Annotated in this window: 23 protein-coding genes and 1 tRNA gene; 14 read left to right on the forward strand and 10 right to left on the reverse strand. The window is 67.5% G+C overall.

The annotated features are described in order from the left end of the window. Positions 1–6: 6 nt before the first annotated feature. Positions 7–1,203, reverse strand: coding sequence for a M20 aminoacylase family protein (locus tag AC6CR5_RS24715; protein ID WP_006388805.1), 1,197 nt, complete (start codon positions 1,201–1,203; stop codon positions 7–9). A 76-nt stretch (positions 1,204–1,279) separates the two neighbouring features. Here AC6CR5_RS24715 and AC6CR5_RS24720 point away from each other — a divergent pair, with 76 nt between their 5' ends. After that, the gene (locus AC6CR5_RS24720) at positions 1,280–2,980 is read left to right on the forward strand and encodes an AMP-binding protein (RefSeq protein ID WP_006388806.1); all 1,701 of its coding nucleotides are present in this window, start codon (positions 1,280–1,282) and stop codon (positions 2,978–2,980) included. Positions 2,981–2,999: 19 nt separating this feature from the next. Here AC6CR5_RS24720 and AC6CR5_RS24725 read toward each other — a convergent pair whose 3' ends face one another. Then, complete coding sequence (locus AC6CR5_RS24725) at positions 3,000–3,875, reverse strand: inositol monophosphatase family protein (protein WP_006388807.1); 876 nt, start codon at positions 3,873–3,875, stop codon at positions 3,000–3,002. Between the two features lie 148 nt (positions 3,876–4,023). Between AC6CR5_RS24725 and mnmC the strand changes: the two genes are divergently transcribed. The 9 genes from mnmC to AC6CR5_RS24770 all read left to right on the forward strand — a co-directional run bounded on the left by mnmC (position 4,024) and on the right by AC6CR5_RS24770 (position 15,620). Continuing rightward, positions 4,024–5,895 carry a bifunctional tRNA (5-methylaminomethyl-2-thiouridine)(34)-methyltransferase MnmC2/FAD-dependent 5-carboxymethylaminomethyl-2-thiouridine(34) oxidoreductase MnmC1 gene (gene mnmC, locus AC6CR5_RS24730; protein WP_269877790.1) on the forward strand — a complete coding sequence of 624 codons (1,872 nt, stop codon included), beginning with the start codon at positions 4,024–4,026 and terminating at the stop codon, positions 5,893–5,895. A gap of 271 nt (positions 5,896–6,166) precedes the next feature. Beyond that, on the forward strand, positions 6,167–8,392 hold the full coding sequence (locus tag AC6CR5_RS24735) for a glycoside hydrolase family 31 protein (RefSeq protein WP_498085016.1): 2,226 nt from the start codon (positions 6,167–6,169) through the stop codon (positions 8,390–8,392). Positions 8,393–8,566: 174 nt separating this feature from the next. Further along, positions 8,567–9,655 (forward strand): methionine ABC transporter ATP-binding protein, encoded by a 1,089-nt coding sequence (locus tag AC6CR5_RS24740; RefSeq protein WP_054433524.1) that lies wholly within the window; start codon positions 8,567–8,569, stop codon positions 9,653–9,655. After that, positions 9,612–10,265: a methionine ABC transporter permease gene (locus tag AC6CR5_RS24745; RefSeq protein ID WP_006388812.1), complete on the forward strand. Its 654-nt coding sequence runs from the start codon at positions 9,612–9,614 to the stop codon at positions 10,263–10,265. The genes AC6CR5_RS24740 and AC6CR5_RS24745 overlap by 44 nt, the downstream gene beginning before the upstream one ends. 49 nt (positions 10,266–10,314) lie before the next feature. After that, entirely contained in the window at positions 10,315–11,112 is a 798-nt protein-coding gene (locus AC6CR5_RS24750; protein WP_006388813.1) for a MetQ/NlpA family ABC transporter substrate-binding protein, read from the forward strand. A gap of 217 nt (positions 11,113–11,329) precedes the next feature. After that, positions 11,330–11,405: transfer RNA gene (locus AC6CR5_RS24755), tRNA-Lys, on the forward strand. 228 nt (positions 11,406–11,633) lie between these two features. Next, positions 11,634–12,140 carry a sigma-70 family RNA polymerase sigma factor gene (locus AC6CR5_RS24760; protein ID WP_006388814.1) on the forward strand — a complete coding sequence of 169 codons (507 nt, stop codon included), beginning with the start codon at positions 11,634–11,636 and terminating at the stop codon, positions 12,138–12,140. Continuing rightward, a complete protein-coding gene (locus AC6CR5_RS24765; protein WP_026382376.1) occupies positions 12,137–13,126 on the forward strand; it encodes a FecR family protein in 990 nt (329 codons plus the stop codon). Before AC6CR5_RS24760 ends, AC6CR5_RS24765 begins: the two co-directional genes overlap by 4 nt. Before the next feature lie 103 nt (positions 13,127–13,229). After that, positions 13,230–15,620: a TonB-dependent siderophore receptor gene (locus AC6CR5_RS24770; RefSeq protein ID WP_498085017.1), complete on the forward strand. Its 2,391-nt coding sequence runs from the start codon at positions 13,230–13,232 to the stop codon at positions 15,618–15,620. Between the two features lie 10 nt (positions 15,621–15,630). Here the strand turns inward: AC6CR5_RS24770 and AC6CR5_RS24775 are convergent, their stop codons facing one another. From AC6CR5_RS24775 to AC6CR5_RS24800, 6 genes are all read right to left on the reverse strand, one after another. Continuing rightward, positions 15,631–16,062 carry a RidA family protein gene (locus AC6CR5_RS24775; RefSeq protein ID WP_020925115.1) on the reverse strand — a complete coding sequence of 144 codons (432 nt, stop codon included), beginning with the start codon at positions 16,060–16,062 and terminating at the stop codon, positions 15,631–15,633. A gap of 101 nt (positions 16,063–16,163) precedes the next feature. Continuing rightward, positions 16,164–16,451 (reverse strand): hypothetical protein, encoded by a 288-nt coding sequence (locus AC6CR5_RS24780; protein ID WP_006388818.1) that lies wholly within the window; start codon positions 16,449–16,451, stop codon positions 16,164–16,166. 120 nt (positions 16,452–16,571) lie between these two features. Next, positions 16,572–18,188 (reverse strand): methyl-accepting chemotaxis protein, encoded by a 1,617-nt coding sequence (locus AC6CR5_RS24785; RefSeq protein WP_053498598.1) that lies wholly within the window; start codon positions 18,186–18,188, stop codon positions 16,572–16,574. Positions 18,189–18,336: 148 nt separating this feature from the next. Next, positions 18,337–19,248: a LysR family transcriptional regulator gene (locus AC6CR5_RS24790; RefSeq protein ID WP_006388820.1), complete on the reverse strand. Its 912-nt coding sequence runs from the start codon at positions 19,246–19,248 to the stop codon at positions 18,337–18,339. Between the two features lie 451 nt (positions 19,249–19,699). Then, positions 19,700–20,119, reverse strand: coding sequence for a hypothetical protein (locus AC6CR5_RS24795; RefSeq protein WP_006388821.1), 420 nt, complete (start codon positions 20,117–20,119; stop codon positions 19,700–19,702). After that, positions 20,116–20,556 (reverse strand): Fur family transcriptional regulator, encoded by a 441-nt coding sequence (locus tag AC6CR5_RS24800; RefSeq protein WP_006388822.1) that lies wholly within the window; start codon positions 20,554–20,556, stop codon positions 20,116–20,118. The genes AC6CR5_RS24795 and AC6CR5_RS24800 overlap by 4 nt, the downstream gene beginning before the upstream one ends. Positions 20,557–20,663: 107 nt before the next feature. Here AC6CR5_RS24800 and AC6CR5_RS24805 point away from each other — a divergent pair, with 107 nt between their 5' ends. From AC6CR5_RS24805 to AC6CR5_RS24815, 3 genes are all read left to right on the forward strand, one after another. Continuing rightward, positions 20,664–21,446, forward strand: coding sequence for a helix-turn-helix transcriptional regulator (locus AC6CR5_RS24805; RefSeq protein ID WP_082391670.1), 783 nt, complete (start codon positions 20,664–20,666; stop codon positions 21,444–21,446). A 201-nt stretch (positions 21,447–21,647) separates the two neighbouring features. Next, positions 21,648–21,806 carry a hypothetical protein gene (locus AC6CR5_RS24810; RefSeq protein ID WP_020925112.1) on the forward strand — a complete coding sequence of 53 codons (159 nt, stop codon included), beginning with the start codon at positions 21,648–21,650 and terminating at the stop codon, positions 21,804–21,806. Beyond that, the gene (locus tag AC6CR5_RS24815) at positions 21,803–22,666 is read left to right on the forward strand and encodes an alpha/beta hydrolase (RefSeq protein ID WP_006388824.1); all 864 of its coding nucleotides are present in this window, start codon (positions 21,803–21,805) and stop codon (positions 22,664–22,666) included. The genes AC6CR5_RS24810 and AC6CR5_RS24815 overlap by 4 nt, the downstream gene beginning before the upstream one ends. 42 nt (positions 22,667–22,708) lie before the next feature. Here AC6CR5_RS24815 and AC6CR5_RS24820 read toward each other — a convergent pair whose 3' ends face one another. Continuing rightward, positions 22,709–23,182 carry a YkgJ family cysteine cluster protein gene (locus AC6CR5_RS24820; RefSeq protein WP_006388825.1) on the reverse strand — a complete coding sequence of 158 codons (474 nt, stop codon included), beginning with the start codon at positions 23,180–23,182 and terminating at the stop codon, positions 22,709–22,711. Positions 23,183–23,400: 218 nt separating this feature from the next. Here AC6CR5_RS24820 and AC6CR5_RS24825 point away from each other — a divergent pair, with 218 nt between their 5' ends. Then, the gene (locus AC6CR5_RS24825) at positions 23,401–24,042 is read left to right on the forward strand and encodes a DNA-3-methyladenine glycosylase I (RefSeq protein ID WP_026382373.1); all 642 of its coding nucleotides are present in this window, start codon (positions 23,401–23,403) and stop codon (positions 24,040–24,042) included. Positions 24,043–24,058: 16 nt separating this feature from the next. On the opposite strand, the gene AC6CR5_RS24830 is transcribed toward AC6CR5_RS24825, so the two are convergent. Continuing rightward, positions 24,059–25,987, reverse strand: a complete 1,929-nt coding sequence (locus AC6CR5_RS24830) for an LTA synthase family protein (protein WP_238920171.1) — start codon at positions 25,985–25,987, stop codon at positions 24,059–24,061. Positions 25,988–26,147: the final 160 nt, after the last annotated feature.

The raw sequence follows: 26,147 nt of genomic DNA on the forward strand, positions 1-26,147 counted from the left end.
GCCGCGTCAGGCCTTGGCCAGGCGCTTGAGCGCCAGCTGTACCCAGTAGGTGCCGCCCAGCGGCAGCAGTTCGTCATTGAAGTCATAGCTGCCGTTGTGCAGCATGCACGGGCCCAGGCCATGGCCGGCGGCGCGGTGATCGCCGACGCCGTTGCCGATCCAGACGTAGCAGCCCGGCAATTCCTGCAGCATGAAGGCGAAGTCCTCGGCGCCCATGGTCGGCTGCACGTGGTCGTTGACCTTGTCGTCGCCGACGATGTCGCGCATGACTTCGGCACAGAAAGCCGCTTCTTCCGGATGGTTGATGGTGGGCGGGTAGTTGCGCTGGAAGGTGAATTCCACTTCGCAATCCATCGCCGCGCAGGTGTGGCGCGCGATCTCTTCCATACGGCGTTCGATCAGGTCCAGCACCTCCAGCGTGAAGGTGCGCACCGTGCCGCGCAGTTCGGCGTGGTTGGGCACCACGTTGTCGGCGCTGCCGGCGTGGATCTGCGTGATGCTCAGCACCGCCGCGTCGAGCGGGTTGCGATTGCGCGTGATGATGGTCTGCAGCGATTGCGCCAGCTGCACCGCCGCCATGACCGGGTCGATGCCCAGGTTGGGCATGCCGGCGTGGGTGCCTTTGCCCTTGATGACGATGGAGAACTCGTTGCTGGAAGCCATGATGGGGCCGGCGGTCACGCCGAACTGGCCGGGCGCCATGCCGGGCCAGTTGTGCATGCCGAACACCGCTTCCATGGGGAAGCGCGTGAACAGGCCGTCGTCGATCATGCGCTTGGCGCCGCCGCCGCCCTCCTCGGCGGGTTGGAAGATGACGTAGACCGTGCCGGCGAAGTCGCGGTGCTGCGCCAGGTAGCGCGCGGCGGCCAGCAGCATGGCGGTGTGGCCGTCGTGGCCGCAGGCGTGCATCTTGCCGGCGTGCTTGCTGGCGTGGGCGAAGGTGTTGGCTTCCTGCATGGGCAGGGCGTCCATGTCGGCGCGCAGGCCGACGGCGCGCTCGCCGGGACGGTCGCCGCGGATGATGCCGACCACGCCGGTGCCGCCGAGGCCGCGATGGATTTCAATGCCCCATTCCTCGAGCTTGGCCGCCACCACGTCGGCGGTGCGGAATTCCTCGAACGCCAATTCGGGATGCGCGTGGATGTCGCGCCGGATCTGGGAGATATCGTCGCGCCAGGCAACGATGGGATCGAGCAGTTTCATGGGAAGAACCAGGCGGAATTTGGGAACGCAACAAGGTTATCATCATTCAAAAACCAATTTAATGGAGACAAACACCATGACTCGCCCGTGGCTTGCCCATTACCCGCAAGGGGTTCCCGCCGACATCTCCATCGACGGCTATGCATCGCTGACCGACCTGCTGGACCGGGCCTGCAAGCAGTACGCGGGACGCGTCGCCTGCACCGCCATGGGCAGCGACATCACCTATGCGCAGCTGGATGCGCATGCCCGCGGATTCGCAGGCTGGTTGCAGGGCCTGGGGCTGCCGAAGGGGTCGCGGGTCGCGCTGATGATGCCCAACGTGCCGGCCTACCTGGTGGCCCTGCTGGGCACCTTGCGCACCGGTCATGCGGTGGTCAACGTCAACCCGCTGTACACGGCCGACGAATTGCAGCGGCAGTTGCTCGACAGCGGCGCGGCGGTCATCGTCATTCTCGAGAATTTCGCCCACACGCTGCAGAGCGTGGCCGACCGCGGCCAGCTCAGGCACATCGTGGTGACCGGACCGGGCGATCTGCTGGGCGGGCTGAAGGCGCCGCTGGTAAACCTGGCGGCGCGCTACATCAAGAAGATGGTGCCGCCCTGGCGGATCGATGGCGCGCTGACGCTGCCGAAGGTGCTGGCCAAGGGAGCCGGCCTGCCGTTCACCGCGCCGACCATCTCGATGGACGACCTGGCGGTGCTGCAATATACCGGCGGCACCACCGGGGTGCCCAAGGGCGCCATGCTGACGCATCGCAACCTGACCGCCAACGTGAAGCAGATGGAGGCGGTGGCGGCGCCGGCGCTGCGCGACATGGCGGATCGGCAGATCACCGTGCTGAGCGCGCTGCCGCTTTACCACGTGTTCGCCATGACGGTCTGCGGCCTGTATGGCATGTACGCGGGCATGCGCAACGTGCTCATCATCAATCCGCGCGACCAGCCGTCGCTGATCAACGCCTGGCGCAAGACGCCCATCAACGTGTTCCCCGGCGTCAATACGCTGTTCAACGCGCTGGTGCACAACGAGGATTTCGCCAGGCTGGATTTTTCGGGATTGCGGCTGGCGCTGGGGGGCGGCATGGCGGTGCAGCAGGCGGTGGCCGAACGCTGGCTGAAGATCACCGGGCGGCCCCTGATCGAAGGCTATGGCCTGTCGGAAACCTCGCCGGTGGCCACGGTCAATCCCTGCGATGCCACGGCGTATTCGGGTTCCATCGGCCTGCCGTTGCCGTCCACCTATGTCGCCATCCTGGACGATGCGGGCAACGAGGTGCCGCTGGGCGAGCGCGGCGAAGTCTGCATCCGCGGGCCGCAGGTCATGGCCGGCTACTGGCAGAAGCCCGAAGAGACCCGTCATGTCATGACGGCGGACGGCTATTTCCGCACCGGCGATATCGGCATCATGGACGACAAGGGCTACACGCGCATCGTCGATCGCAAGAAGGACATGATCACCGTGTCGGGCTTCAAGGTCTATCCGAACGAGGTGGAGGCGGCGGTGTCGCAGATGCCGGGCGTGCTCGAATGCGCGGCCATCGGCGTGCCGGACGAGCACTCGGGCGAGGCGGTCAAGGTGTTCGTGGTGAAGAAGGATCCCGCGCTGACCGAGGCCCAGGTGCAGCAGTGGTGCAAGGACAAGCTGACCGGCTACAAGCGGCCGCGCTTCGTGGAGTTCCGTGACGAGCTGCCCAAAAGCAATGTCGGCAAGATCCTGCGGCGCGAGTTGCGTCCGGATGCCGAAGCCGCTGCCGGACAGGGCCAGGCGGCTTGACCCTGTGGGCTGCCGGGCGTCAGTCCGGCTGGTCCAGGTGCGGGGCGATCATCGCGTGCAGGGCGCGTTCGATGTCGGGGTTGCCGGCCACGACGCGTCCGCCGATGGGCCAGGAATCCCGCTGGTGCATATCGCTGCAGGCGCCGCCCGCCTCGCGCACGATCAGCGTGCCGGCGGCCACGTCCCACGGCGCCAGGCCCATTTCCCAATAGCCGTCGTAGCGGCCGCAGGCGGTCCAGGCCAGGTCGAGCGCCGCCGCGCCCATGCGCCGCACGCCGCGGGCGCGGTTGATGGCGTCGTGCAGCATGGGCATGTACTGGCTGGCGAAGGAGAAATCGCGGAAAGGGAAGCCCGTGGCCAGCACCGAGTCTTCGATCGTGCGGGTGCGCGAGCAGCTGATGCGGCGGCCATTGAGCCAGGCGCCCAGGCCATACACCGCGGTGAAGAGTTCCTCGCGGCTGGGATCGTAGACCACGCCGGCCACCGGCATGTCCTGCGCCAGGCGTTCATTGGCCGAGATGGCGGTGCCGGCGTGCGCGATCAGGGCAATCGAGACCGCGTAGTGGGGAATGTCGTGCAGGAAGTTGGTGGTGCCGTCGAGCGGGTCGATGTACCAGGTGGCGGCGCCCTGCGCCTGGCCGCCGGTTTCCTCGGCGACGATGCCGAACCGGGGCGTGCGGGCCCGCAGTTCGTCGATGATGGCCGCCTCGGCCTCGCGATCGGCTTGCGAGACGAGATCGTTGCGCGCCTTGCGATCGATCACGAGGTCGGCGCGGTGGTGCGCGTAGGATTGCAGGATGGCCGCGCCGGCATGGGCCGCTGTGACCGCGGCGTCCAGTGCCGCGCACAGGTCGATGGGCGAGGTCAGCGAGCGGGGCGTGTCGTAGGTTTCCATGAAACCAGTGTAAGCCCAGGTATGCGTCAGGACCGTTGCGGCGGGGCAAAAGCCGCGCCACGCGTGGTGTGCATCCAACGCACGCGGCCGCGTCGTCCGATAATCCCGCCTTGCCGATATTCCCGATTTTTACTTGAGCCGCCGTCCCATGTCTTCGTCCTATGTGCCCCTGACCCCCGCCGTTGCCGGATTCGACGAGCAGGGCCGGCTCTACAGTCCCGCGTATGGCGATGTCTACCATTCGCCGTCCGGCGCCCTGGGGCAGGCCGAGCATGTATTCCTGCGCGGTAACGGCCTGCCGGAGCGATGGCGCGGGCGCGATGCGTTCACGGTGTGCGAAACCGGCTTTGGCCTGGGCCTGAACTTCCTGGCGCTGTGGCGCGCGTGGCGCGACGACCCGCAACGCGCGCGTCGCCTGCACGTCGTATCGCTGGAGGCGCATCCTTTCGGCGGTGAAGACCTGGCAGCCCTGCTGGCGCGGCATGCGCCCGAGGCCCTGGCGCCGCTGGCGGCGCAGCTGGCGGCGCAATGGCCGCCCTTGCTGCCCGGGCTGCATCGGCTCGAATTCGAGGGGGGCGCGGTGACGCTGACGCTCGGGTTCGGCGACGCGCAGGCGCTGGCGCCGCGCCTGTCGGCGCGCGTGGACGCGTATTTCCTGGACGGCTTTGCGCCCGAGCGCAACCCCCGCATGTGGGAAGCGCCCTTGCTGAAGGACCTGGCGCGGCTGGCTGCGCCGGACGCCACGGTCGCCACCTGGGCCTGCACGGGAGAGCTGCGGCGGGCCTTGCAGGAGGCGGGTTTCGCGGTGCGGCGCGCGCCGGGCTACGGCGGCAAATGGCACATGACGGTGGGCACGGCGACAGCGGGCGCGGACGCTGCGCCGGTCGCGGTCGGCGAAAACGCCCGGCATGCGCTGGTGGTGGGCGGCGGGTTGGCCGGCGCGGGCATCGCGCAAGCGCTGGCCTTGCGCGGCTGGGACGTGACCGTGCTGGACGCCGGCCTGGCGCGGGGCGTGCCGGCCCATGCCGGCCATGTGGCGGCGGCGCTGACGCCGGTGCTGGCTCGTGACGACAATGCCCGCGCGCGATTGTCGCGCGCCGGCAGCGGCCGCGCCCTGGCGCGTTGGGCCGGCCTGCCGGGTGGCGCGGCGCCGCGGGTCTGCGGCACGATCCAGCTCGAGCGTGATGCGGGCCGCGCGGCGGCACTGGCGGACACCTTGGCAACCCTGGGCTTCCCCGCCGACTGGGCGCGCGCGGTGAGCCGCGACGAAGCCAGCGCGCTGGCGGGCCTGCCGCTGGCGCGCGGCGGCGTGTTTTTTGGGCAGGGCATGTTGGTGCAGCCCAGCGAATTGATTCCGGCCTTGCTGGCAACGCCGGGCGTGCGGGCGGTGCCGGGCAGTGTGGCCCGGGTGGAGCGCGGCGCCGACGGCTGGCGCGCGCTGGATGCGGCGGGGGCGACGCTGGCGCGGGCCGATCATGTGATCCTTGCCAACGCTTTTGGCGCGCAACAGGTGCTGGCCGCCAGCAATCTGCTGGCGCCCTTGCCGCGGGTGGCGCAGATGCATGCGCTGGCGGGTGAAGTCACGCTGGTGCCGGCGGGCGCGCTGGGCGGCGGCCCGCGTTGCGTGGTGGGAGGCGAAGGCTATCTGCTGCCTGACACCGGTCGCGGCTGTGTGGCGGGCAGCACCTACGTGCATGGCGCCAGCGAGGCGCGCATCGGCGCCGAGGGCCAGCGCGTCACCTTGGACAAGGCGGCCGGCCTGCTGGGCGAAGGTTTTGCCGCCTTCCATGCCCTGGCGCCGGGCAGCCTGCCGGGCTGGGCGGGGTGGCGCGCAGTGTTGCCGGGGCGTCTGCCGGCGGTGGGCGAATTGCCGCATGCGCCGGGCCTGTGGCTGGCCGTCGGCTATGCCTCGCGCGGCCTGTCGTGGTCGGCGCTGATGGGCGACCTGATCGGGGCCCGCCTCTGCGGCGAGCCGTCACCTCTTGAAACGGATCTGGCTGGCCTGATCGCGCCCCGCTGAAAAAAACTTCGGGCTGGCGCGGGGCGATGCGTCCGCTAGCGTAGAATTGTGGCAAATGCCAGGATTTGGCGCCAAATGGGTTCGCGTTGCGGACAAACCAGGCGTTTCGGCGGCGCGTCGGCAACGCTCTGGATGCCGGCCCGCCGGGGGCTTTGTGACCCCTTTTTTGGATGATATCGCCGTCCAAAAGAGGGACCGAGTTTATTTCAAAGCTCAAATCCGTCAAAATAGCGTCTTTTGATGGTTTTTGGCTTAAGCCGGGGGATGCTCTGTGCCGCCCAAGTTCGACTTTGCCCATACTACCCAGCTCGACAACATCGAGCTGCTGACGTCCCGCCCCAGTCGCATCGATTTCGACACGGGCGATGGGTTGCACCTGGTAGTCGAGGCGCATGCGCCTGGTGTGTTCCGCCTGCGCTGCGGCGAGGCGAACCACCTTACCGATGACAAACCCGGCGCGCGCGCGCGCGCCGTGGCCGAGATGTTGCTCGCGCGCCAGGAGGCGGTGGGCGAGGCCGCCATCGCCCCGCGCGACGGCGGCGACGGTTGGCGCATCACCCAGGGCGATGTGGCCCTGGAAATCCAATCCAATCCCGTCCGCTTCGCGCTCTACCGCAACGAAGAGCGGGTGTTCGAGTCCGAGGTTTCCGCGCATACGCCCGCATTCGGGCACAACGCGCTGGACCAGGCCGACGCCGCAGCCTGGACCGCCGGTTTCACCCTGCTGCCGGACGAACGCGTCTACGGCCTGGGCGAAACCCCGGGCGACCTGAATCGCCGCGAAGAATCCGTCGTGTCCGACGACCCCGAGCATCGCGCCCTGCCGCTGGCATGGAGTCCGCGCGGCTGGGGCCTGTACGTCAACACGATGCGCCGGGTCGAACACTCGGTCGGCGTGGCACCGGCCGATTCTGCCTATGTCGTCAGTGTCGACGACGTGGTGCTGGACCTGTTCCTGTTCGCTGGCGAGCCCGCCGAAATTCTGAACCAGTACACCGCGCTGACCGGCCGCGCCGGCCAGCCGGTGCTGTGGGCCATGGGCGCCTGGCTGCAGCAGGCCAGCGGCGAAATGCCGACGCAGACCGTGGCGCTGCTGGGCCGCATGCGCGAGAACCAGATCCCGGTCGACGCCGTGACGCTGGCGCAGCCGGCGGCCTGGGGCTTCCAGGCCGACAAGACCGTGTTCGAATGGGACGCCCAGCGCTTCCCCGACGCCAAGCAGATGCTGGCGCTGTTCCACAAGCACAACGTGCATGTGGCGGCCTCGGGTTTCCCGGGTGTCATCAAGACCAGTCCGCTGTTCGAGGAACTCGAGGACCGTGGCTGGCTGCTGACGCGCGAAGACGGTTCGGCGCAGGTGTTCGACGGCAATGCCGCCACCTCGGGCCAGCCCTATGGCCTGCTGGACCTGACCTATCGCGACATCTACAACCTGTGGGTCGAGCGCCATCGCCAACTGGTCGAGGACGGCCTGGACGCGCCGGCCTGCGACGCCCAGATCGCCATCCCCGACGGCGTATCCGCCCGCAATGGCGAGACCGGCCCGGCGCTGCGCAGCATGTATCCGCTGCTGGTGCGCCGCGCGCTGTTCGACGCCGTCGCCGGCTTGAAGGTGCCGCCCGAAGGCGTGGTGCCCAGCACCGACCTGTTCCCGGCCGCGCAGCGCCTGCCGTGGCAGGTGGGGCCGCAGGTCGACAACACCTGGGAAGGCTTGCGCCATACCCTGCGTACCGCGCTGTCGATCGGCGCCTCGGGCCTGCCGGTCCAGGTGCACGGCATCGGCACGGGCGGGCGCGGCACCGCCGACATGACGCCCGAGTTGTACCTGCGCTGGCTGACCGCCGGCGTGTTCTCGGCGAATTTCTCGTTCCAGGGCGTGGCCGGCCTGCTGCCGTGGGACTTCGGTGACGAGACCCTGGCCCACGTCAAGACCTGGATGCAGTGGCGTTACCGCCTGGTGCCCTACGTGCTGGGCGCCATCGAGGATGCCGCGCGCACCGGCCTGCCGGTGCAGCGTTCCATGGCGCTGTCGTTCCCGAATGATCCGCATGCCCACGAATGGGACCTGCAATACCTGCTGGGGCCGGCCTTGCTGGTGGCGCCGATCACCGCGCCGGGCAAGCAGGTGCGGGTGTATCTGCCCAAGGGCGAAGCGTGGTGGGACCTGAACACCGGCCATCGCTATGAAGGCGGCACCACCTGGACCATCGACTGCGAGCCGGGACAATACCCGGTGTTCGGGCGCGAAGGGCACATGCTCTGTCTCGGTCCGGCGGCGCAGCATACCGGCGAATTCAATTCGGCCCGCATCCTGGACGAAGTCTGGATGTTCGGCATGCCGGTGCACAACCCGGTGGTCATGCGCAACAAGATCCGCGTCATGCAGATGCAGGGCTCCAGCTACATCAAGGGGCTGGAAGGCCTGCGCATTTCGCCGTCCGAGGGGCTGGAGGTCAAGCGCCGCGGCGCGGAAGTCCGCATCTCGCGCGCTCGCTGAAGCCAGGCGAGGCCGGCGCGCCGGCCGCCGATAAAAAAAGGGCAGTCAGGAAGGCTTTCCTTCCCGACTGCCCTTTACGTCTTTGCGCGGGCGTCTTTTATATTACTGTTAGTTATTAAAAATGGAAAAAACGGTCGTTCTCTTTAGAAGAGAAAAGATACAAAATCGCTTGCCATGATTCAGATCGAGAACCTATCCAAGACCTACGCCACGCCGCACGGCCAGTTCCAGGCGCTGCGTGGCATCAACCTGCATATCCAGCAGGGCGAGGTCTTCGGCATCATCGGCCCCAGCGGGGCCGGTAAAAGCACGCTGGTCCAGTGCATCAACCTGCTGGAGCGCCCGAACGAAGGTTCCATCGCCATCGGCGGCCAGGCCCTGACCGGGCTGAGCGAGGCGCAGTTGCGCGCTCAGCGCCGCCGTATCGGCATGGTGTTCCAGGGCTTCAACCTGCTGTCGCGCCGCACGGTGTATGGCAACGTGGCGTTGCCGCTGGAAATCGCCGGCGTCGCCAAGAGCGAGATCCCGGCCCGCGTCGAGCGCCTCTTGGCGCTGGTGGGCCTGGAGCACCTGCGCGACCGTTATCCCAGCCAGATCAGCGGCGGCCAGAAGCAGCGTGTCGGCATCGCGCGCGCCCTGGCCAACAATCCGGACGTGCTGCTCAGCGACGAAGCCACCTCCGCGCTCGACCCCGAGACCACGCACAACATCCTGGCGCTGCTGCGCGACATCAATCGCAAGACCGGTGTCACCGTGGTCATGATCACGCACCAGATGGAAGTGGTGCGCGAGGTCTGCGACCGCGTGGCCGTGCTGTCGCAGGGCGAAGTGGTCGAGATGGGCAGCACGCGCGAAGTGTTCGCGCAGCCGCGCCACGAAGTGACCCGCGCCATGGTGTCGGCCGCGACCGCGTCGGACCTGACCGACGCCACGCTGGCTGCCGTCAAGCAGCGCATCGAGACGCTGGCCGCCGCCAAGCCGGGCCAGGCCGTGCGCCTGCTGCGCCTGTCGCTGACCGGCACCGACGCGTCGGGCTCGTTCCTGTCCGACCTGTCGACGCAGTATTCGCTGGACGTGGGCCTGGTGCAGGCGCGCGTCGAAGACATCCAGGGCGTGGCCGTCGGCACGATGTTCGTGCTGGCCCAAGGCGCGCCCGCCGCGGTCAAGGACGCCATCGCCGCGTTGACCGCCCGTGACATCACCGTTGAAGAAATTGCCCATGAGTCCGCAACTGATCGACCTGCTTATTACGTCGCTGCTTGACACCCTGCTGATGGTGGGCGTGGCCAGCGCCATCGCGGTGCTGGTCGGCATTCCGCTGGGCGTGATCCTGACCGTCACCGCGCGCGGCAACATGCTGGAGAACCAGGCCGTCAACCACGCGCTGGGCGCGGTCATCAACGCCACCCGCTCGGTGCCGTTCGTGATCCTGATGGTCGCCATCATCCCGTTCACGCGCCTGGTGGCGCAGACCTCGATCGGTACCACCGCCGCCATCGTGCCGCTGTCGGTGGCCGCGATCCCGTTCATGGCGCGCATCGCCGAAAACGCCATGCGCGAAGTCGATCCGGGCCTGATCACCGCCGCGCGCGCCATGGGCGCCTCGCCGATGCAGATCATCATGAAGGTGCTGTTGCCCGAGGCGCTGCCCGGCCTGATCGCCGCCACCATCGTCACCGTGGTCAGCCTGATCGGCTACTCGGCCATGGCCGGCGCCATCGGCGGCGGTGGCCTCGGCGACCTGGCGATCCGCTACGGCTACCAGCGCTTCCAGTCCGACGTGATGGCCGCCGTGGTCATCGTGCTGATCGTGCTGGTGCAACTGATCCAGAGCCTGGGCGATCGCTACGTGCGCCGCATCTCGCACCGTTGAGCACACCGAACATTCTTCTCCTCCTTCCGACATTCGGGATATTCGCAACATGAGCATCAAGGTTTTGAAGTCGCTGGCCGCGTTCGCCCTCGGCGCCGCCGTATTCGCCCAGCCCGCGCTGGCCCAGGACAAGCCGCTGAAGGTCGGCGTCACGGCCGGCCCGCACGCCCAGATCTTCGACGTAGTCAAGCAGGAAGCCGCCAAGCAGGGCCTGAACATCCAGGTGATCGAGTTCACCGACTACGTGCAGCCGAACGTCGCGCTGGCCTCGGGCGACCTGGATCTGAACAGCTACCAGCACCAGCCGTACCTGGACAACGCCAACGCCGACCGCGGCTACAAGCTGGTCAGCATCGCCAAGACCGTGATCTTTCCGATCGGCATCTACAGCAAGAAGATCAAGTCGCTGTCCGAGCTGAAGGACGGCGCCCGCATCGCGCTGCCGAACGATCCCACCAACGGCGGCCGCGCCCTGTTGCTGCTGCAGGCCAATGGCCTGATCAAGCTGCGTCCGGAAGCGGGCCTGAAGGCCACCCCGATCGACGTCATCGAGAACCCGAAGAAGCTGCGCTTCATCGAACTGGACGCCGCCCAGCTGCCGCGTTCGCTGGACGATACCGACGCCTCCGCCGTGAATACCAACTTCGCGTTGGAAGCGGGCCTGAACCCGGCCACCGACGCCATCGCCCAGGAATCGCCCAACTCGCCGTACGCCAACGTGCTGGTGGTGCGTGAAAAGGACAAGGACCGTCCCGAGTTCGCCAAGCTGGTGAGCATCTACCACAGCCCGGCCGTGAAGCAGTTCATCGAGACCAAGTTCAAGGGCGCGGTGGTCGCCGCCTGGTAAGCCAGGATCGCCTCTCCGATGCAGAACGGCCGCGCAAGCGGCCGTTTTTCGTTGGCGCGCGCGGGACGGCCATTTTTCATGGTCCCGTCGGGGCGACCGCGGGGGCGTGTGCACTGGCGCGTTGGGCGGGGCGCGAACGGATGTTGCGTCATTGAGGCGCCTCGTCTCCATTTTTTGACAAGGTCTGCGAAATCAGCCATAATTTCTGGCTTCGGTCGGGCTGATAGCTCAGTCGGTAGAGCAGCGGACTTTTAATCCGTTGGTCGCGAGTTCGAGTCTCGCTCAGCCCACCACCCAAATTTGTTGGAGCCAAGTGCCTGCGAGGTTGTTCAGGTCTTTGTTCCTGGCGGCCAGATTGCCTCTGGCGCCGCCGCATCGAAAAGACGCCGCTTTCATAGCGGCGTTTTTTTTTTGCGACGCAGGCCTTGCCGCGGTTTTCTTCTGGCAGGGCCAGCATCGCATCCCGGCGGGGGAATCGTGTCATAATCAATAACGATTCCTATTTCCCTATTTTGCGCGCCGTGGACTCCCATCTGGCCAGAAACGCCCGCTTCGCCAGCATCTACAAAGACGATCATCCGTGGCTCGAGCGGCGCTTGCGCGATGGCCTGCGCAACCGGGAAGATGCGCAGGACGTCGCCAGCGAGACCTTCACCCAGCTGCTGCAAGCGCCGGCGCTGCACCAGTTGCACGAGCCGCGCGCGATGCTGGTCACGATCGCGCGGCGCATCACCTGGCGGCTCTGGCGCAGGCGTGAACTGGAGCGGGCCTGGCTCGACATGCTGCGCATCCAGCCCGAACTGGTGGAACCCTCGGCGGAGAGCCGCTACCAGACCTTGCAGGCATTGCAGGCCCTGGACGCCGTGCTCGATGGCTTGTCCTCCAAGGCCCGCATGGCGTTTCTCTACAGCCAGCTCGACGGCATGACGCACGTCGATATCGCCGGCCGCCTGGATGTGTCTCCCACGATGGTACGCAAGTACATCGCCCAGGCCTTGCAGCGCTGCTGCGCGGTGTTCGACGCATGAGCGCCACGTCCGCCGCCGCGGCGCGCGAAGCCGCCATTGCCTGGCGGCTCTGTCTGTCCGGGGGCGCGGCCACCGAGGCCGACCAGCGCGCATTCGAGGCCTGGTTGGCCGCCAGTCCGTCGCACCAGGCGGCCTGGCACCACCTGGAGGCGGCGCTCGGCAGCGCGCTGCACGCCATCGATCCCCGTCTGTTGAGCGCTTCCGGCGCGTTGCGGCGCTCCTTGCTGCGGCCGCAGGAGGCCCAGCGGCGTCGGCTGAACAAGCTGCTCCTGACCGCTGGCGGACTGGTCGGCGGCGCCGTCAGCCTGGACCGGTTCCTGCCGCTGACCCATGTGGCGGCGGACTACCTGACCGCCACCGGACAGCGCCGCACCGTGGCCTTGCCCGATGGCGCCATCATGGAACTGGACGCGCGCACCGCGGCCAGCGTCGATTTTTCGGGCGGGCGGCGGTTGGTACGACTGGAAGCGGGCGCCATCGTCGTGAGGCTGGCCGACGGCGCCGACGCGGTTGGCGGAGCGTCACCGCTGCGCATCCAGACCGCGCAAGGCGCGGTGCTGCCACGTAGCGGCAGTGTCCTGGTGCAATGCGCCGAGGACCGCAGCCAGTGCGTGGCGCTGACCGGACAGGCCGGGATCGTCAGCGTGGGCGGCCAGCAGCGCCTGCTGGCCGAGGGGGAGGGCGCGTGGTTCGACGCGCACAGGATCGACCCGGTCCAGGCGGCGCAGACCCATGCGGCCGCCTGGCAGGAAGGGCGGATCGAGGTCCACGACGAGCCGCTGCAACGGGTGGTCGATGCGCTGGCGCGCTATCGCTCCGGCTGGATACGGGTGTCCGCCGCCGCCAGCCGCCTGCGGGTGTCCGGCCTGTTCCCGCTGGACGATACCGAGCGCGCCCTCGAGGCCCTGCGCCACACGCAGCCGATCACCCTGCGCCGCTTCGGCGCCTGGCTGGTGATGATCGACGTCGCTGCGCGGCAGGCCTGAGGCGCGCTTGCCGCGCCACAGGAAATTTTCCGCGCCAGGTGTTTTTTTGGCGATGCCATTGCACATACATGGAACGCGTCTTCACGCAATCACGGAGTGCTCCATGTTCTGCTTCAGGTCCCCGGCTTCCCGCGCGCTGGCCGCGCTCGCCTTCGTCAGCGCCGTCCCGGTCCAGGCGCAAGTCGCCCAGGAGGTCCGGTCGTATCGCATCGCGGCCGGTCCCCTCGACGTCGCGCTGACCCAAATCGCGCGGACCGCGGGCGCGGTGATCTCGTATTCGCCCGAACTGGTGGCCGGCAAGATGGCGCCGGCGGTCGCTGGTGACCTGACGCTGCGGCAGGCCGCCGGGCGCGCGCTGGCCGACTCGGGCCTGGAGCTGTCCACGGCGGCGGATGGCACCCTGACGCTGCGGCGGAGCGCGGCAGGCGTTGCCACGCTGGCGCCGGTGAATGTCGAGGGCGCCACGCTGGGGCCGGTCACCGAGGGCTCGGGCGCGTACACGATCGGTTCGATGAGCACCGCGACCAAGTTCCAGTTGTCCCAGCGCGAGACGCCGCAGTCGATCAGCGTGGTGACGCGGCAGCAGATGGATGACCGGGGCTTCCAGTCATTGGATGAGGTGGCGCGCGATACCACGGGCCTGACCACGCGCCAGATCGGCGGCGGCGAGCGGACCCAGTTCTTCTCGCGCGGGTTCGAGATCAGCTCCTTCCTGGCCGATGGCGTGCCGCTGGCCTATGACTACGACACGCAGGGCGTCGCCACCCTGGCGATGTATGACCACGTGGAGGTGCTGCGAGGCGCCTCCGGGCTGATGACCGGCGTGGGCAATCCGTCGGGCACGATCAATCTGGTGCGCAAGCGGCCGACCGCCACGCCGCAGTTCTCGGTGACGACCAGCGCGGGCAGCTGGGACAACTACCGTGGCGAGGTCGATGGGTCGGGGCCCCTGAACGCCAGCGGCAGCGTGCGTGCGCGTGGCGTGGTCGCCTACCAGGATTCACGCACCTTCAAGAAGGCGTACGAGCATCAGCGGCAGCTGTACTACGGCACGATCGAGGCCGACCTGGGCGCGAACACCACGCTGAGCGTGGGCGGCTACTACAACCGCGAGGACAACCCGGGCGCCGACTGGAACGGCCTGCCGACGCGGCGTGACGGCTCGTTCTATGACTTCAATCGGTCGACCCGCCTGACCCCCGACTGGGCCTACTGGAACAAGGAGAACTCCAGCCTGTTCGCCGAGCTGGACCACCGTTTCGCGAACGGCTGGAAAGGCCGGGTGACGGCCCGCGTGCTGCGCTCGAAGCTGGACATGCTGGGCACATATCTCTATCCCCTGGAGGATTCCGAGAACTTCGGCCAGGGCGCGGGCCAATACGCCTACGACAAGACGCAGCACAGCATCGACGGCTACCTGAGCGGTCCGTTCCAGCTGCTGGGCCGCACCCACGAACTGGTGCTGGGCGGCAGCTTTCGCCGCAACAAGGACGATGACGGCCCGGGCGGCTGGCCCACGGATTACAACGTGATCGTCGATCCGATGACCTGGGATTCCAGCGCGGTGCCCAAGCCCGCGTTCACCTACCCGTGGTCGCGCAAGGGCCACCAGCGCTTGTCCAGCGCGTACGCCACCACGCGGCTCAGCCTGGCCGATCCCCTGACGCTGATGCTGGGGGCGCGGGTCGATTCGTATGAATACCGCATGACGCTGAAGTCCGGCGACTACGTCGATCCGGCCGGCTACGAGGTGAGCAATGAGATCACGCCCTACGCCGGGCTGGTCTACGACCTGGACGCCCACCACTCGGTGTATGCCAGCTGGACCTCGATTTTCCAGCCACAGAACTACCAGACGGCGACGGGCGCGTTGCTGGATCCGGTGACGGGCACCAATCTGGAGGCCGGGGTCAAGGGTGAGTACTTCGATGGCAGGCTCAATGCCAGCGCCGCGATTTTCCAGATCAACCAGCGCAACCTGCCGATCACGCAGTTGCAGTCCACTTGCGCGAATCCGACCCAGTCGTGCTATTCGCAAGCGGGCGAGGTGCGGAGCCGGGGGGTGGAGCTGGAACTGGCCGGCACCTTGACGCCGGGTTGGCAGGTCATGGCCGGCTACACCTACAACCAGTCCACGTACCTCAAGGATTCGGAGAACGGTCCGGCCGGCACGCGCTATGACACGCAGACGCCGCGCCACCTGTTCAAGCTGTCCACCATGGTCACGCTGCCCGGCGCGCTGAACGCATGGCGCGTGGGCGGTGCGGTCCGCCTGCAAAGTCCGATCAGCCTGCCGCGCTACAACGTGCGGCAGGCGGGCTACGGCATTGTCGATACGGTCGTGTCGTATCAGGCGAGCCGCAACCTGGATCTGCGCCTGAACGTGTACAACATCTTCGACAAGTACTACTACCAGGCGATCGGCAGCACCCAGGACAACAACCATTTCGGCGCGCCGCGGTCGTTCCTGCTGACCGCCAAATACACTTTCTGAGGCAGGGGGATCAGAGCGGCAGCAGCGCCGTCGCCTCGATCTCGACCAGCATGCCGTCGAGCGCCAGCCGCGGCACCGGGATCAGGGTGCAGGCGGGCGCCAGGTGGATGCCCCAGCGCGACTTGATCTCGCTGGAGAACAGCGCCAGGCGTTCCTGGGTGTGGTCGACCACCAGCACCGTCAGCTTGGCCACATCGAACAGGGTGGCGCCGGCCGCGTGCAGGGCGGTCTGCACGTTGTCCAGCGCCTGGCGCACCTGGACGAGGAAGTCGGGAGAGAGTTCGCCCCGGCTGTTTTCGCCGCCCTGGCCGGCCGCGAACACCAGCCGTGCGGGCGTGTCGGCCACGGCCACATGCGAGTAGCCATTGGGGCGGGGGTCGTACAGGCCCGGCGGGTTGATGAAGGCGAGCGAGGACAAGGCGGGGGTGATGCGGGGCGACATGCGGAACTCCGGGAACAACCGTATTGGCGAAGCCGGAGTATCGAACCTCAACCGCGGTTGAGGTCAAGCGATCGCCCGCAATCGTCGGCGGGACCCAAGGATCAGGACAGGGTGCGGGGCGGCATGGCCGACAGGTCGGCCAGGCTCAGGCCGCAGCCGCGCGCGCGTTCGGCCAGGGTGGCGCTTTGTTCCAGCGCCCGTTTGCTTTCGATCAGCAGTACGTCGAGCTGCTCGTCCAGCGACGACGCCATGGCCCAGGCCCGCTCGGCGAATTCGGCCGAGAAGGCGTCGACACAGGATTTGCAGATGGACGAGCCATTTCTTTCCAGCAGCGGCGCGCCTTGGGCCAGCGTCGATAGGCAGAAATGGCAGGCGAGGGCGCGGTTCATGCGTCGGTCGGGGCTCGTGGTCGGGTGGAGGCCCGCCGCGGCAAGGGCTGCGGCGGGCCTGACCTACAGGACAACGGCCGATTCGGCGAAGTCTTAAATCGCCGTCTCCGCAGGCGTGTTTCAGGCGACGTAGGCCGCGCGCAGCGGCGCGGCGATGGCCTGCGGCGTCACGTCGATGACGGTCTCGGCCGGCAGCTTGAAGAACGCCGCGGTGGCCGCCAGGCGCTTGGCCTGCTCTTCCAGCGATGCGGCCGCGGCCGCGGCTTCCTCGACCAGCGCCGCATTCTGCTGGGTGACGTCGTCCATCTGGGTGACGGCGCGGTTGATCTGGTCGATGCCGAGGGACTGTTCGGTCGAGGCTTCGGTGATCTCCGCCATGATGTGGGTGACGCGCTGCACCGAGGCGACGATTTCCTGCATGGTGTCGCCCGCCACGCGCACTTGCTGCGCGCCGTTGTCGACATTGCTGGAGGATTGCTCGATCAGGTCTTTCACTTCCCGGGCGGCCTGGGCGCTGCGCTGGGCCAGCGTGCGCACTTCGCCGGCGACCACGGCGAAACCCTTGCCCTGCTCGCCGGCGCGGGCCGCCTCGACCGCGGCGTTCAAGGCCAGGATATTGGTCTGGAAGGCGATGCCGTCGATCACCGAGACGATCTCGGCGATGCGGCGCGAGCTTTCCGAGATCCGGGCCATGGTTTCCACCACCTGGCCGACCGCTACTCCGCCGCGCAGCGCGACCCCGCGGCTTTCGGCCGCGAGACCGTTGGCCTGGTGCGCATGCTCGGTGTTCTGCTTGACCGCGGTGGCGAGCTCTTCCATGGAGGCGGCGGTTTCTTCCAGCGAGGCGGCCTGTTCCTCGGTGCGGGACGACAGATTGGTGTTGCCCGAGGCGATCTCGGCGGCGCCGGTATTGATTTCGGTGACGCTGCGGCGCACCTCGGCGACAGTACGGGTCAGGCTCTCCTGCATGCGCTTGAGCGCCGTGAACAGGACGCCGATTTCGTTGTCCGAGTTCACCGCGACGCGCTGGGTCAGGTCGCCCGAGGCGATGCGGTCGAAATGCAGGGCGGCGTCTTTCAGCGGTTGCAGCACCTGGCGGCTGATGAAGCGCCAGCAGCCCAGCGCCAGGACGGCGGCCAGGGCCAGCATGATGATGGTGGACAGTTCCGCGCGGTCGTAACGCTGGTCGGAAGCCGTGTTGATGGCGGCACTGCGGCGTTCGGTGTGCTCCAGGAAGCCATTGACCCGCTCGACGAAGCGGGCGTCGGCGCCGCGCGTGTCGGCGACCGCGGCCGCGTAGCCTTCCGCCGACTGCTTCTGCAGCGCCTGCTCCAGGGTTTCGATGCTGCGCACGTAGCCGTTGAAGACGCTGTCCAGTTCGCTGGCAAGCTTGGCGCCGGCCTCGGTGTTCTTGGGCACCTGCTGGTAGACGGCGAAGCGCTTGCGCGCCTCGCGCAGGTATTGCGTGGCCTGGTCGATGCTGCCTTGCGCCTGGCTGCCCTTGCCGGACACGATGTCCAGGTAGGCGGCCACCAGCGTCAGCCGGCTGCGCAGCAGCAACGTCTGGGTGTCATAGAGCGGGCGGGTCTGTTCGGTGGCGACCGAGTTCAGGTCGTCCACCGCCGTGTCGGCGTCGAGCGCATACAGCCAGCCCATGCCGGTGGCGACCGCCAGCGCCAGGACGAAGATGGCCAGGACGGCCAGCAGGCCGGTGCGTATCTTCAGGTTCTTCAGCATGCTCGCAGGCTCCTATGTGTGTCTTGGTGCTGACCCGTCAAAGCGCGGTGTCGGAAAAATCCGGACTGACTGTAAATTTGAATTACATATTTAACAATTGATCATTTTTCATCGGGGCATTCTGGTTTCGGCAATGCCAGCCGGCCGGCTAGAAAAACCGGTGCGTGTCGTTGCGGATGAAGCGCAGGAACCGGTGCGCGGCATCGGACAAGGGACGCGAGGCATGCGTCTGGAACTGCAGCTGGCCGGCGTTGAGCAGGGCATCGTTGAGCGGGCGGCAGATGAGCCGGCCGCTTGCCAGGTGATCGGCGGCCGTCAGGCGGGCGCACAGGGTGATCGCGTCGCCCGTCAGGACATAGTGATAGGCCGCTTCCGGCAGATTGGAGGTGAATGCCGCCGACAGCGTGATGTTGTACAGGCTGCAGGCCGTGTCCAGGATCTGGCGCAGGGCGCTGCCGCCGTCGGGCAATGCCAGCGGATACGCGGACAGCTGGGTGAGGTGCAGGGATTCGCAGGCGGCCAGCGGGTGGTCGGGCCGCATCACGGCGACGATCTCGGCCGGATGCGCGTAGAAGACGGCAATGTCCTTTTCCGCGATGTGGCTATAGGTGACGCCAATGTCGGCCTGTGCCGAGCGGACGCTCTCGGAGACCTGGCCGGCGTCCAGGATATGCAGGTTGAAGCGGACCGAGGGGTGCTCGGCCTGGAAAGCGGCGAATTTGCGTGGCAGCGCATAGGTGGCAAAGCCGGGAGCGCCGGCGACTTTCACGGTCTGGGTATAGCGGCCGTTCTGGCCGTCGATCTCCGCATAGGTGCGGGCGGCGTCGGCTTCCACCCGGCGCGCATGATCCGCCAGGATGCGGCCGGCTTCGGTCACCCGCATGCCCTTGGGATGGCGTTCGAACAACTGGTTGTGCAGGCGTTGTTCCAGGCCGGCGATCTGGCGGCTGACCGCCGAACTGACGACATTGAGCCGCGCGGCGGCGCCATTGACGGATCCTGTGTCGACGACGGCGAGAAAGTAACGAAGCGCGGTGCTGTCGAATTGGAATCGCTTCATTGATATGAGTGCCGTAAATCGCAGTGTCGAGTCCGGGCGGCTGGCAACCGTAAAAGCAGCGCGCGAGACGGTGGCCCCCTGGCATACCGGTAAGCAAAGCGTACCGAGAGCCGTCGGGGGCGGCCGCGCGCCGTGGCGTCTTGTGAACGCCGCGGCCAACGGCGTCGGACCACGGAAGCGATGGCGGGTTGCGCGGCCGGCGGGACGGGTGCGCCGTCCGGGGAGCCCGGTGCGCGGGGATGCCAGTCCCGGGGCCTGCGGGACAGGCGATTGGGCCAGAGGTGGAATTTATTCCAGCAACACCTTTTGCCACAATCGCAAATTTATCAATATTGCATTCTAATTTCGGCAATAAGACGCTGTGGCTTGAGTTGCGGCCAGGCGCCGGCAGAAGACGAAAAAAAGCGCGCCGGAGGGCGCGCCTGCAAAGTGGACCGTGGCGGAGGGAGGATCAGTCCAGCACGAAGCCGCCGGGGCCGGCCTGGCCCAGCAGTTCACGGGCGCATTGCACCGCCTCGTGGGCCGTCGCCACGGCCAGGAACGGCATGCCGAAGGCGCGCGCCATTTTCTCGCCGCGTTTGCGGATCTTGTCCAGCGCGCCGGCGTCGCGTTCGACGGCGATGAAGGCGCGGCAGCGCGCCTTCAGCCGCGACATGTTGCTGGTCTGCCATTCGATCATGGCCTTGCGATCGTCGTGGCTGGCTTCGTTGCGCATGTCGGGCACCACCATGACGAAGGTCTGGGGGTTGTTGACCAGCATCTCCATCTCGCGGATCCAGCTGGCGGAATAGCCCGCCGGGGCGCTGCCGTGCTTGGCGGTGACGATGGGGAACTGGGATAGGTCGTGGAAGAAAAACTGGTCGCGGTTCATTCGAATTCTCCGATGGAAAGGGCGGGACCGCCCTTGTGGCAGCCGCAGCCGCCGTAAAGCACCAGGCTGTAGGAGTCCAGCGCGAAGCCGCTTTGCCTGGCGATCTTGCGCACCAGTTGCGTCATTGCGCTGTCGCTGGACTCCTGGATCCGGCCGCAATGGCGGCAGACCAGGTGGTCGTGGTGTCCCTTGTCGTTCAGTTCGTACACGGTGGAGTGCGAGTCGAGCTGAGTACGTTTGAGCAGTCCGGCGTCCTCGAGTTGCGTGATGACGCGATAAACCGTGGCCAGGCCGATGCTGCTGTGTTCCGAGATGAGGCTGCGGTAGATGTCCGCCGCGCTCAGGTGCTGGTCCGCGTGCTGGTGGAAGATGTCCAGGATCTTCAGGCGCGGGAAGGTGGCTTTGATGCCGGCCACCCGCAGGCGGGTATGGTCCATGATGATTCTCCATTCCGGGGCTGCTGCCCGAATGATGAGAATGATGTACATTTTCAAAAAGTCCCGCTAACGGGAACCCGTCAACCTGTAGCTCAAATCTGCCAACCATGTCCGACCTGGTCGTGGTCCACCACGCCATCCCCGATGTCTTGTTGACGCCATTCAGCATCCAGCACCCCCGGGCGTCCAAGGGCATCTCCGTGCCCGACCACTCCCACAACGAGGGCATGCTGGTGCTCGTGCATGCGGGTCTGGTGCTGGTGCAGGCCGGCACCCAGGTCTGGACGGTGCTGCCCGGCAGCCTCGGCTGGATTCCTCCCCGGGTGCAGCATGCCGCGCGCTGGTTCGGCGAGGCGCGCGGTTCGTTCCTGTACGTGCGGGCCGATGCCTGCGCCCGGCTGCCGGATCATTGCCGCTCCTGGCCGTCGTCGCGGCTGATCGACGCGTTGATCGAGCGTTTCACCACCAGCCAGTCGGGCGAGCTGTCCGACGTCTACCTGGAACAGCTGTTCGACGTGCTGCTGGCCGAGATCACGCAACGCGAGCACGCGCCGGTGTTGCTGCCGATGCCGCATGATCCGCGCCTGCAGGACCTGGCCAATTCCCTGCTGGGCACGCCCGACGACACCTCGGGCATCGACGAATGGGCGCAACGGTTGAACATGTCGTCGCGCACCCTGATGCGCCGTTTCCGCCAGGAGACCGGCGTCACGCTGGGCCAATGGCGCCAGCAGGCGCGGCTGTTGCGCGCGCTGGAAATGCTCTGCCGCGGCGGGTCGGTGACCGAGGCGGCGCTGTCGGTGGGCTACGAAAGCACCAGCGCCTTCATCGGCAGTTTCCGCAGCGCTTTTGGCATGACGCCCACTCGCTACCTGGCCGGCCGGGAATAGGCTGCCGGCATTTCCCGTCGGCCGCGTCCGGCCGCCGAGCCGGTTGCCCCGTCCACGCCCGGACGCGGCGGCCGTCCAGCCTTTACGCATCTTCACTTTTTCCCGACAGATTTGCGGATCTTCCCGCGCGCCCCTTGCCTACCATGGCGCCAGGGTAGGACAGGTCTTCTCGTCCCGCCCCCCATGCATCAAGGGTGTTCCATGACTTGCCAACCAATCTTCGCTTTCCCGCCGGCCGGGAGCGCCGGCGGCGCCGCGGCGCCGGCCCCGGTTATCGCCTTCGCCCATGTCCTGGCGCGCCTGCTGGCCGCCACGCGCAACGCCTGGCAGCTCGACGCCGTGGCCGGGAGCGCGCCGTGACGACGCCTCGCACCGGAGCGCTGCTGATCCATGGCCTGGGCGGCACCGAATTCGACATGGGCTCGCTGCACAAAGTGCTGGCGCGCGCGGGAGTGGAAACCCATGGCGTGACGTTGCCCGGTCACGCCGGCCGGCCCGAGGACCTGCTGGACGTGCGGGTAGAGGACTGGATGGACGTGGTGACGCGCCGCTACCGCGAGTTGTGCGAGCAGTACGAAGTCGTGCACGTCATCGGCATGTGCCTGGGCGCGCTGCTGGCCGTGGAACTGTGCAAACGCGAATCGCATACCCGGGGCGCGCTGGTGTCGCTGTCCGCGCCTGTGTTTCTGGATGGCTGGAGCACGCCGTGGTATCGCGGCCTGCGCTACCTGCTTTACCACGTGCCGGGAGTGCCGCGCCGCATCCGGGTCGAGGAAGAAGACCCCTACGGCGTCAAGAGCGAATTGGTGCGGGCCTTCATCAAGGCCGGTTTCGCGCGGGGCGACGGCTTCCATTACCAATGGGTGCCGCTGGCCTGCGTGCGCCAGGTCGACCGGCTGCGCGGCATGGTCAAGCGCGGGCTGGAGCAGATGCGCTGCCCGACGCTGGTGATGCACGCGGTCGAGGACGAGCTGACCAGCCCGCGCTCGGCGCGCCTGCTGGGCGCGCGGATTCCCGGCGCGTCGGTGGTGTTGCTGCAGGACAGTTACCACATGATCTGCGTGGATCACGAGCGCGAGCGCGTGATGCAGAACGTGCTGGCATTCCTGGGCAAGGATCCGGGCATCGTGCGTGTGCGGCGGCGCGCCGCAGAATCGCGGCGGACCCGCGGCGCAACCGCGCCGGACGAGGCGCAAGGCCTGCTGGTGGCCGCCCGCTAGCGGCGCTTGTCTGCGCAGGGCCGGGACGCCTTGCGCGGGGGCTCAGGCGGCCGCGGGCTGGTCGGGCTGATTGGGATGCGAAGGGCCCTGCGGGTCGTTTTCGGCATCGGGGCGCGGCGGCACTGCCGGCAGGCCCAGGGCCAGCCTCAGGCGCTGGCAATCGGGGTTGGGCGAGCCGTCGGGCTGCCAGATGTCGAATTCGCGGCAGGGTGTCGGGCGGTTTTCGTAGATGGCGCAATGGATGCCCGGCCGGCCCAGCTCGCCGCGCAGCGAGATGCAGCGGCCGCCGCCCATTTCGGTGCCTTTCATGCAGGCGCGCAGCGGGCTCATCTGGGTGACCAGATCCAGCGGCACCTGGCCGCCATTTTCACCGGCCAGTTCGCCGATATAGAACGACACCCGGAAATGCGAGCAACAGGCGCCGCAGTCCAGGCAGGGATTGGTGGCGGGGTTGTTGTCGCCGGCCAGCAGGGCGGGCGACACCAGGGTCAGGGCGGCTGTCTCGAGCAGGGACATGGCGGTGGATCCGAAAGCCCAGTCCGGGCCCCGGCATGGACGCAAAACGGGCTTGCATGCCGCAAGCCCGCCAGGCCGATCCGGGACGGCGCGCGGACACGGCCGGCGCGGGATCAGGGTTGGAAATAGTAGCTGGATTCGGCTTGCGGCCGCTACGACTTTTTTCGGGGACGTTGCTGCGGTAGCATCGGAAACCCGACAGCCGCCAGGACGCTTCCATGAACGCCAATTCCGACTTCTCCGACGGCCTTGCCCGCTGCGGCTGGGTCGACACATCCGCCGAATACATGGCGTACCACGATACCGAATGGGGCTTCCCACAAGGCGACGACCGCGCCCTGTTCGAGCAGTTGTGCCTAGAAGGCTTCCAGTCTGGCCTGAGCTGGCGCACCATCCTGAACAAGCGCGAGGCGTTCCGCCGCGGCTTTGCCGGCTTCGATCCGGCCAAGGTCGCGCGCTTCGGCGAAGCGCAGATCCAGGCGCTGCTGGCCGATGCCGGCATCGTGCGCCATCGCGGCAAGATCGAGGCCGTCATCAACAACGCGCAACGCGCGCTCGAAATGATCGAGCGCGAGGGCTCGCTGGGGGCGTTCCTGTGGCGCTTCGAGGCCCCGGCCGGGGCCTCGTCCACGCGCGGCGCATCGACCTCGGCGCAATCCGAGGCCTTGTCCAAGGCGCTCAAGAAGCTGGGCTGGAAGTTCGTGGGGCCGACCACCGTCTATGCGTTCATGCAGTCGGTGGGCATGGTCAACGACCACCATCCCGACTGCCATTGCCACGCCCCGAGTGAGCGGGCCCGCAAGGCGTTCCGGCGGCCGGCCCAGGCTGCCGCGGACAAGGGCGGGGCCGCCGGCCCGTGATCGGCCGCCGCGTGGCTCAGCGCGTGGCCGTCAGCGGCGCGGACGCGGTTTGCACGGGCGCGGCCGCGGCGGGGATGCAGTAGCGGCCCTCGCGGTAGGCCCAGCTGGGCCACAGCGCGTGTGCCAGCGCTTCCTCGGCCAGTTCCGGGTCCAGCGCCACCGGCGCGTAGTCTTCGGGCGCGGTGTAGCGGTATTGCACGGGCGTCTTGTTCGGCGCCATCACCAGCAGGTCGTTTTCCTTCAGGTAGCCATAGGTGTTGTCGTACTGCATGATGGCGCGGCCCGGGGTGCTGCGGGTCAGGTCGTGGCCCAGCATGGGGTGCTCGGTATCGACGCCGATCAGCGACAACAGCGTCGGCGCCAGGTCGATCTGGCTGATCAGGCGATCGTCGCGCCGCGCTTCGATACCCGCGCCCAGGATCACCGCCGGTATATGGAAATGGCGCACCGGCACCAGGCTGGCGCCGAACACGCGCGAGTCATGGTCGGCGGCAATCAGGAATACGGTGTTTTCCCAATACGGCGCGTCCTTGGCGCGCTCGAAGAAGCGGCCCAGCGCCCAGTCGGCATAGCGCACGGTGTTTTCCACCGTGGCCGGATTGCCGTCGGTCTGGATGCGGCCCGCCGGATATTCCCACGGCGAATGGTTCGACACGCTGAAGGCCAGGGTGAAGGTGGGCTGGTCGCCATCTTCGCGCAGCAGGCGGTCGAGCTGGTTGAACATGTCCTCGTCCGACGCGCCCCAGGTGCCGACGAAGGCGGGATCGACGAAGTCCTCGCGGTCGACGATCTGCTTGAAACCGTTGCCCAGGAAGAAGCCCTTCATGTTGTCGAAGTGCGATTCGCCGCCGTAGATGAAGCGCGAGTGGTAGCCGTGGCGGCCCAGCAGGTCGGCCAGCGAGAAGAAGCCGCGCTGCGATCGCGGCAGCTTCAGCACCGCCTGCGCCGGAGTCGGCAGGAAACCCGTCACCACGGCCTCCAGGCCGCGCACGGAGCGCGTGCCGGTGGCGTAGGCGCGGGTGAAGGTCCAGGCCTGGCGCGCCAGCGCGTCCAGTTCGGGCGTCAGGTCCATGCCGCCCAGGCCGGCGCTGTATTGGGCGCCCAGGCTCTCTTCCAGGATGATGACCAGGTTGAGGGGGCGGGCGGTTTTACGGCTGGCGGGCTGGCGATGCAGGCTGGGGTGGTCGGCATTGGCCGGCGGGTAAGGCAGGCCGGCTTGCGCCAGCACGCGGCGATGCATGTCGTCGTCGTCCATGCCGCCATACACGGCCGAGGCCGACTTCTCGTTCTTCATGCTGTAGACGGCATAGAACACGTTGTACAGCGAGTTCAGCGCCAGGGTGTTGAGCATGCCGTCCGAACTGTAGGCGACCGATGACGGATTGATGGGACGGTGGCCCAGCGTGCCGCGGATCGCCAGGATTACCACGGCCAGGATCGCCAGGCTGGCCAGCGGCATCTGCCACCAGGCCAGCGGCGCATCGGGCACGGCGTGGCCGAACAGCTCATACGCGCCCCAGCCGATCAACCCCAGGGCGCCGAAGCCGCCCAGCAGCGCCCCCTTGTAGCCGCGCCACAGCATGCCGGAGACTTCGCGCGGGTGCTTCAGGTATTCGACGAACAGCCGGTTGGGACGGGTGTCGTATTCCAGGATGAAAGGCGGCGTGGCCACCTCGAGGAACGCCATCAGGATGAAAGCCACCAGATACCAGATGCCGGCGGCCGTGGCGGCAAATGGCAAATGCCCGAACCATGGCGACAACACCGCCGGCAGCGCCGCCATGACGCCGATCTGGTGGGCGTCGATGCGCAGGCCGCCCAGCAGCAGCGGCAGCAGGCCGCCCGCGTTGCGTACGCGCTGCCATTGCCATGCGGCCAGGGCCAGGCGGCTGAGGGTGAGCAGCGCAAAGGCCGCCACCACGAAAATCAAGCTTGAATGCCGCATCGGGCCTCCAGGTAGTGCCGCGGTTCCGCGCCGAACGCGCGGCGGGTCGATCGCCCCGCGCATTTGAACAGGGTCGGCGTCAAAAATTCGGTATGGATTATTCCTGCCATGCCAGCGAAACCTCCGCTTTCGCCCGGCCGCTTTGTAACTTTTGCCGACC

The organism is Achromobacter sp. EG18, from assembly GCF_059759395.1.

Bases quoted from the DNA above. Each gene is read 5' to 3' on its own strand.
- AC6CR5_RS24770 (WP_498085017.1), top strand. From the start codon at position 13,230: ATGTTCTGCTTCAGGTCCCCGGCTTCCCGCGCGCTGGCCGCGCTCGCC.
- AC6CR5_RS24780 (WP_006388818.1), bottom strand. From the start codon at position 16,451: ATGAACCGCGCCCTCGCCTGCCATTTCTGCCTATCGACGCTGGCCCAA.
- mnmC (WP_269877790.1), top strand. From the start codon at position 4,024: ATGTCTTCGTCCTATGTGCCCCTGACCCCCGCCGTTGCCGGATTCGAC.
- AC6CR5_RS24775 (WP_020925115.1), bottom strand. From the start codon at position 16,062: ATGTCGCCCCGCATCACCCCCGCCTTGTCCTCGCTCGCCTTCATCAAC.
- AC6CR5_RS24715 (WP_006388805.1), bottom strand. From the start codon at position 1,203: ATGAAACTGCTCGATCCCATCGTTGCCTGGCGCGACGATATCTCCCAG.
- AC6CR5_RS24765 (WP_026382376.1), top strand. From the start codon at position 12,137: ATGAGCGCCACGTCCGCCGCCGCGGCGCGCGAAGCCGCCATTGCCTGG.
- AC6CR5_RS24800 (WP_006388822.1), bottom strand. From the start codon at position 20,556: ATGGACCATACCCGCCTGCGGGTGGCCGGCATCAAAGCCACCTTCCCG.
- AC6CR5_RS24825 (WP_026382373.1), top strand. From the start codon at position 23,401: ATGAACGCCAATTCCGACTTCTCCGACGGCCTTGCCCGCTGCGGCTGG.
- AC6CR5_RS24820 (WP_006388825.1), bottom strand. From the start codon at position 23,182: ATGTCCCTGCTCGAGACAGCCGCCCTGACCCTGGTGTCGCCCGCCCTG.
- AC6CR5_RS24785 (WP_053498598.1), bottom strand. From the start codon at position 18,188: ATGCTGAAGAACCTGAAGATACGCACCGGCCTGCTGGCCGTCCTGGCC.
- AC6CR5_RS24810 (WP_020925112.1), top strand. From the start codon at position 21,648: ATGACTTGCCAACCAATCTTCGCTTTCCCGCCGGCCGGGAGCGCCGGC.
- AC6CR5_RS24790 (WP_006388820.1), bottom strand. From the start codon at position 19,248: ATGAAGCGATTCCAATTCGACAGCACCGCGCTTCGTTACTTTCTCGCC.
- AC6CR5_RS24805 (WP_082391670.1), top strand. From the start codon at position 20,664: ATGTCCGACCTGGTCGTGGTCCACCACGCCATCCCCGATGTCTTGTTG.
- AC6CR5_RS24725 (WP_006388807.1), bottom strand. From the start codon at position 3,875: ATGGAAACCTACGACACGCCCCGCTCGCTGACCTCGCCCATCGACCTG.
- AC6CR5_RS24745 (WP_006388812.1), top strand. From the start codon at position 9,612: ATGAGTCCGCAACTGATCGACCTGCTTATTACGTCGCTGCTTGACACC.
- AC6CR5_RS24830 (WP_238920171.1), bottom strand. From the start codon at position 25,987: ATGCGGCATTCAAGCTTGATTTTCGTGGTGGCGGCCTTTGCGCTGCTC.
- AC6CR5_RS24795 (WP_006388821.1), bottom strand. From the start codon at position 20,119: ATGAACCGCGACCAGTTTTTCTTCCACGACCTATCCCAGTTCCCCATC.
- AC6CR5_RS24740 (WP_054433524.1), top strand. From the start codon at position 8,567: ATGATTCAGATCGAGAACCTATCCAAGACCTACGCCACGCCGCACGGC.
- AC6CR5_RS24750 (WP_006388813.1), top strand. From the start codon at position 10,315: ATGAGCATCAAGGTTTTGAAGTCGCTGGCCGCGTTCGCCCTCGGCGCC.
- AC6CR5_RS24720 (WP_006388806.1), top strand. From the start codon at position 1,280: ATGACTCGCCCGTGGCTTGCCCATTACCCGCAAGGGGTTCCCGCCGAC.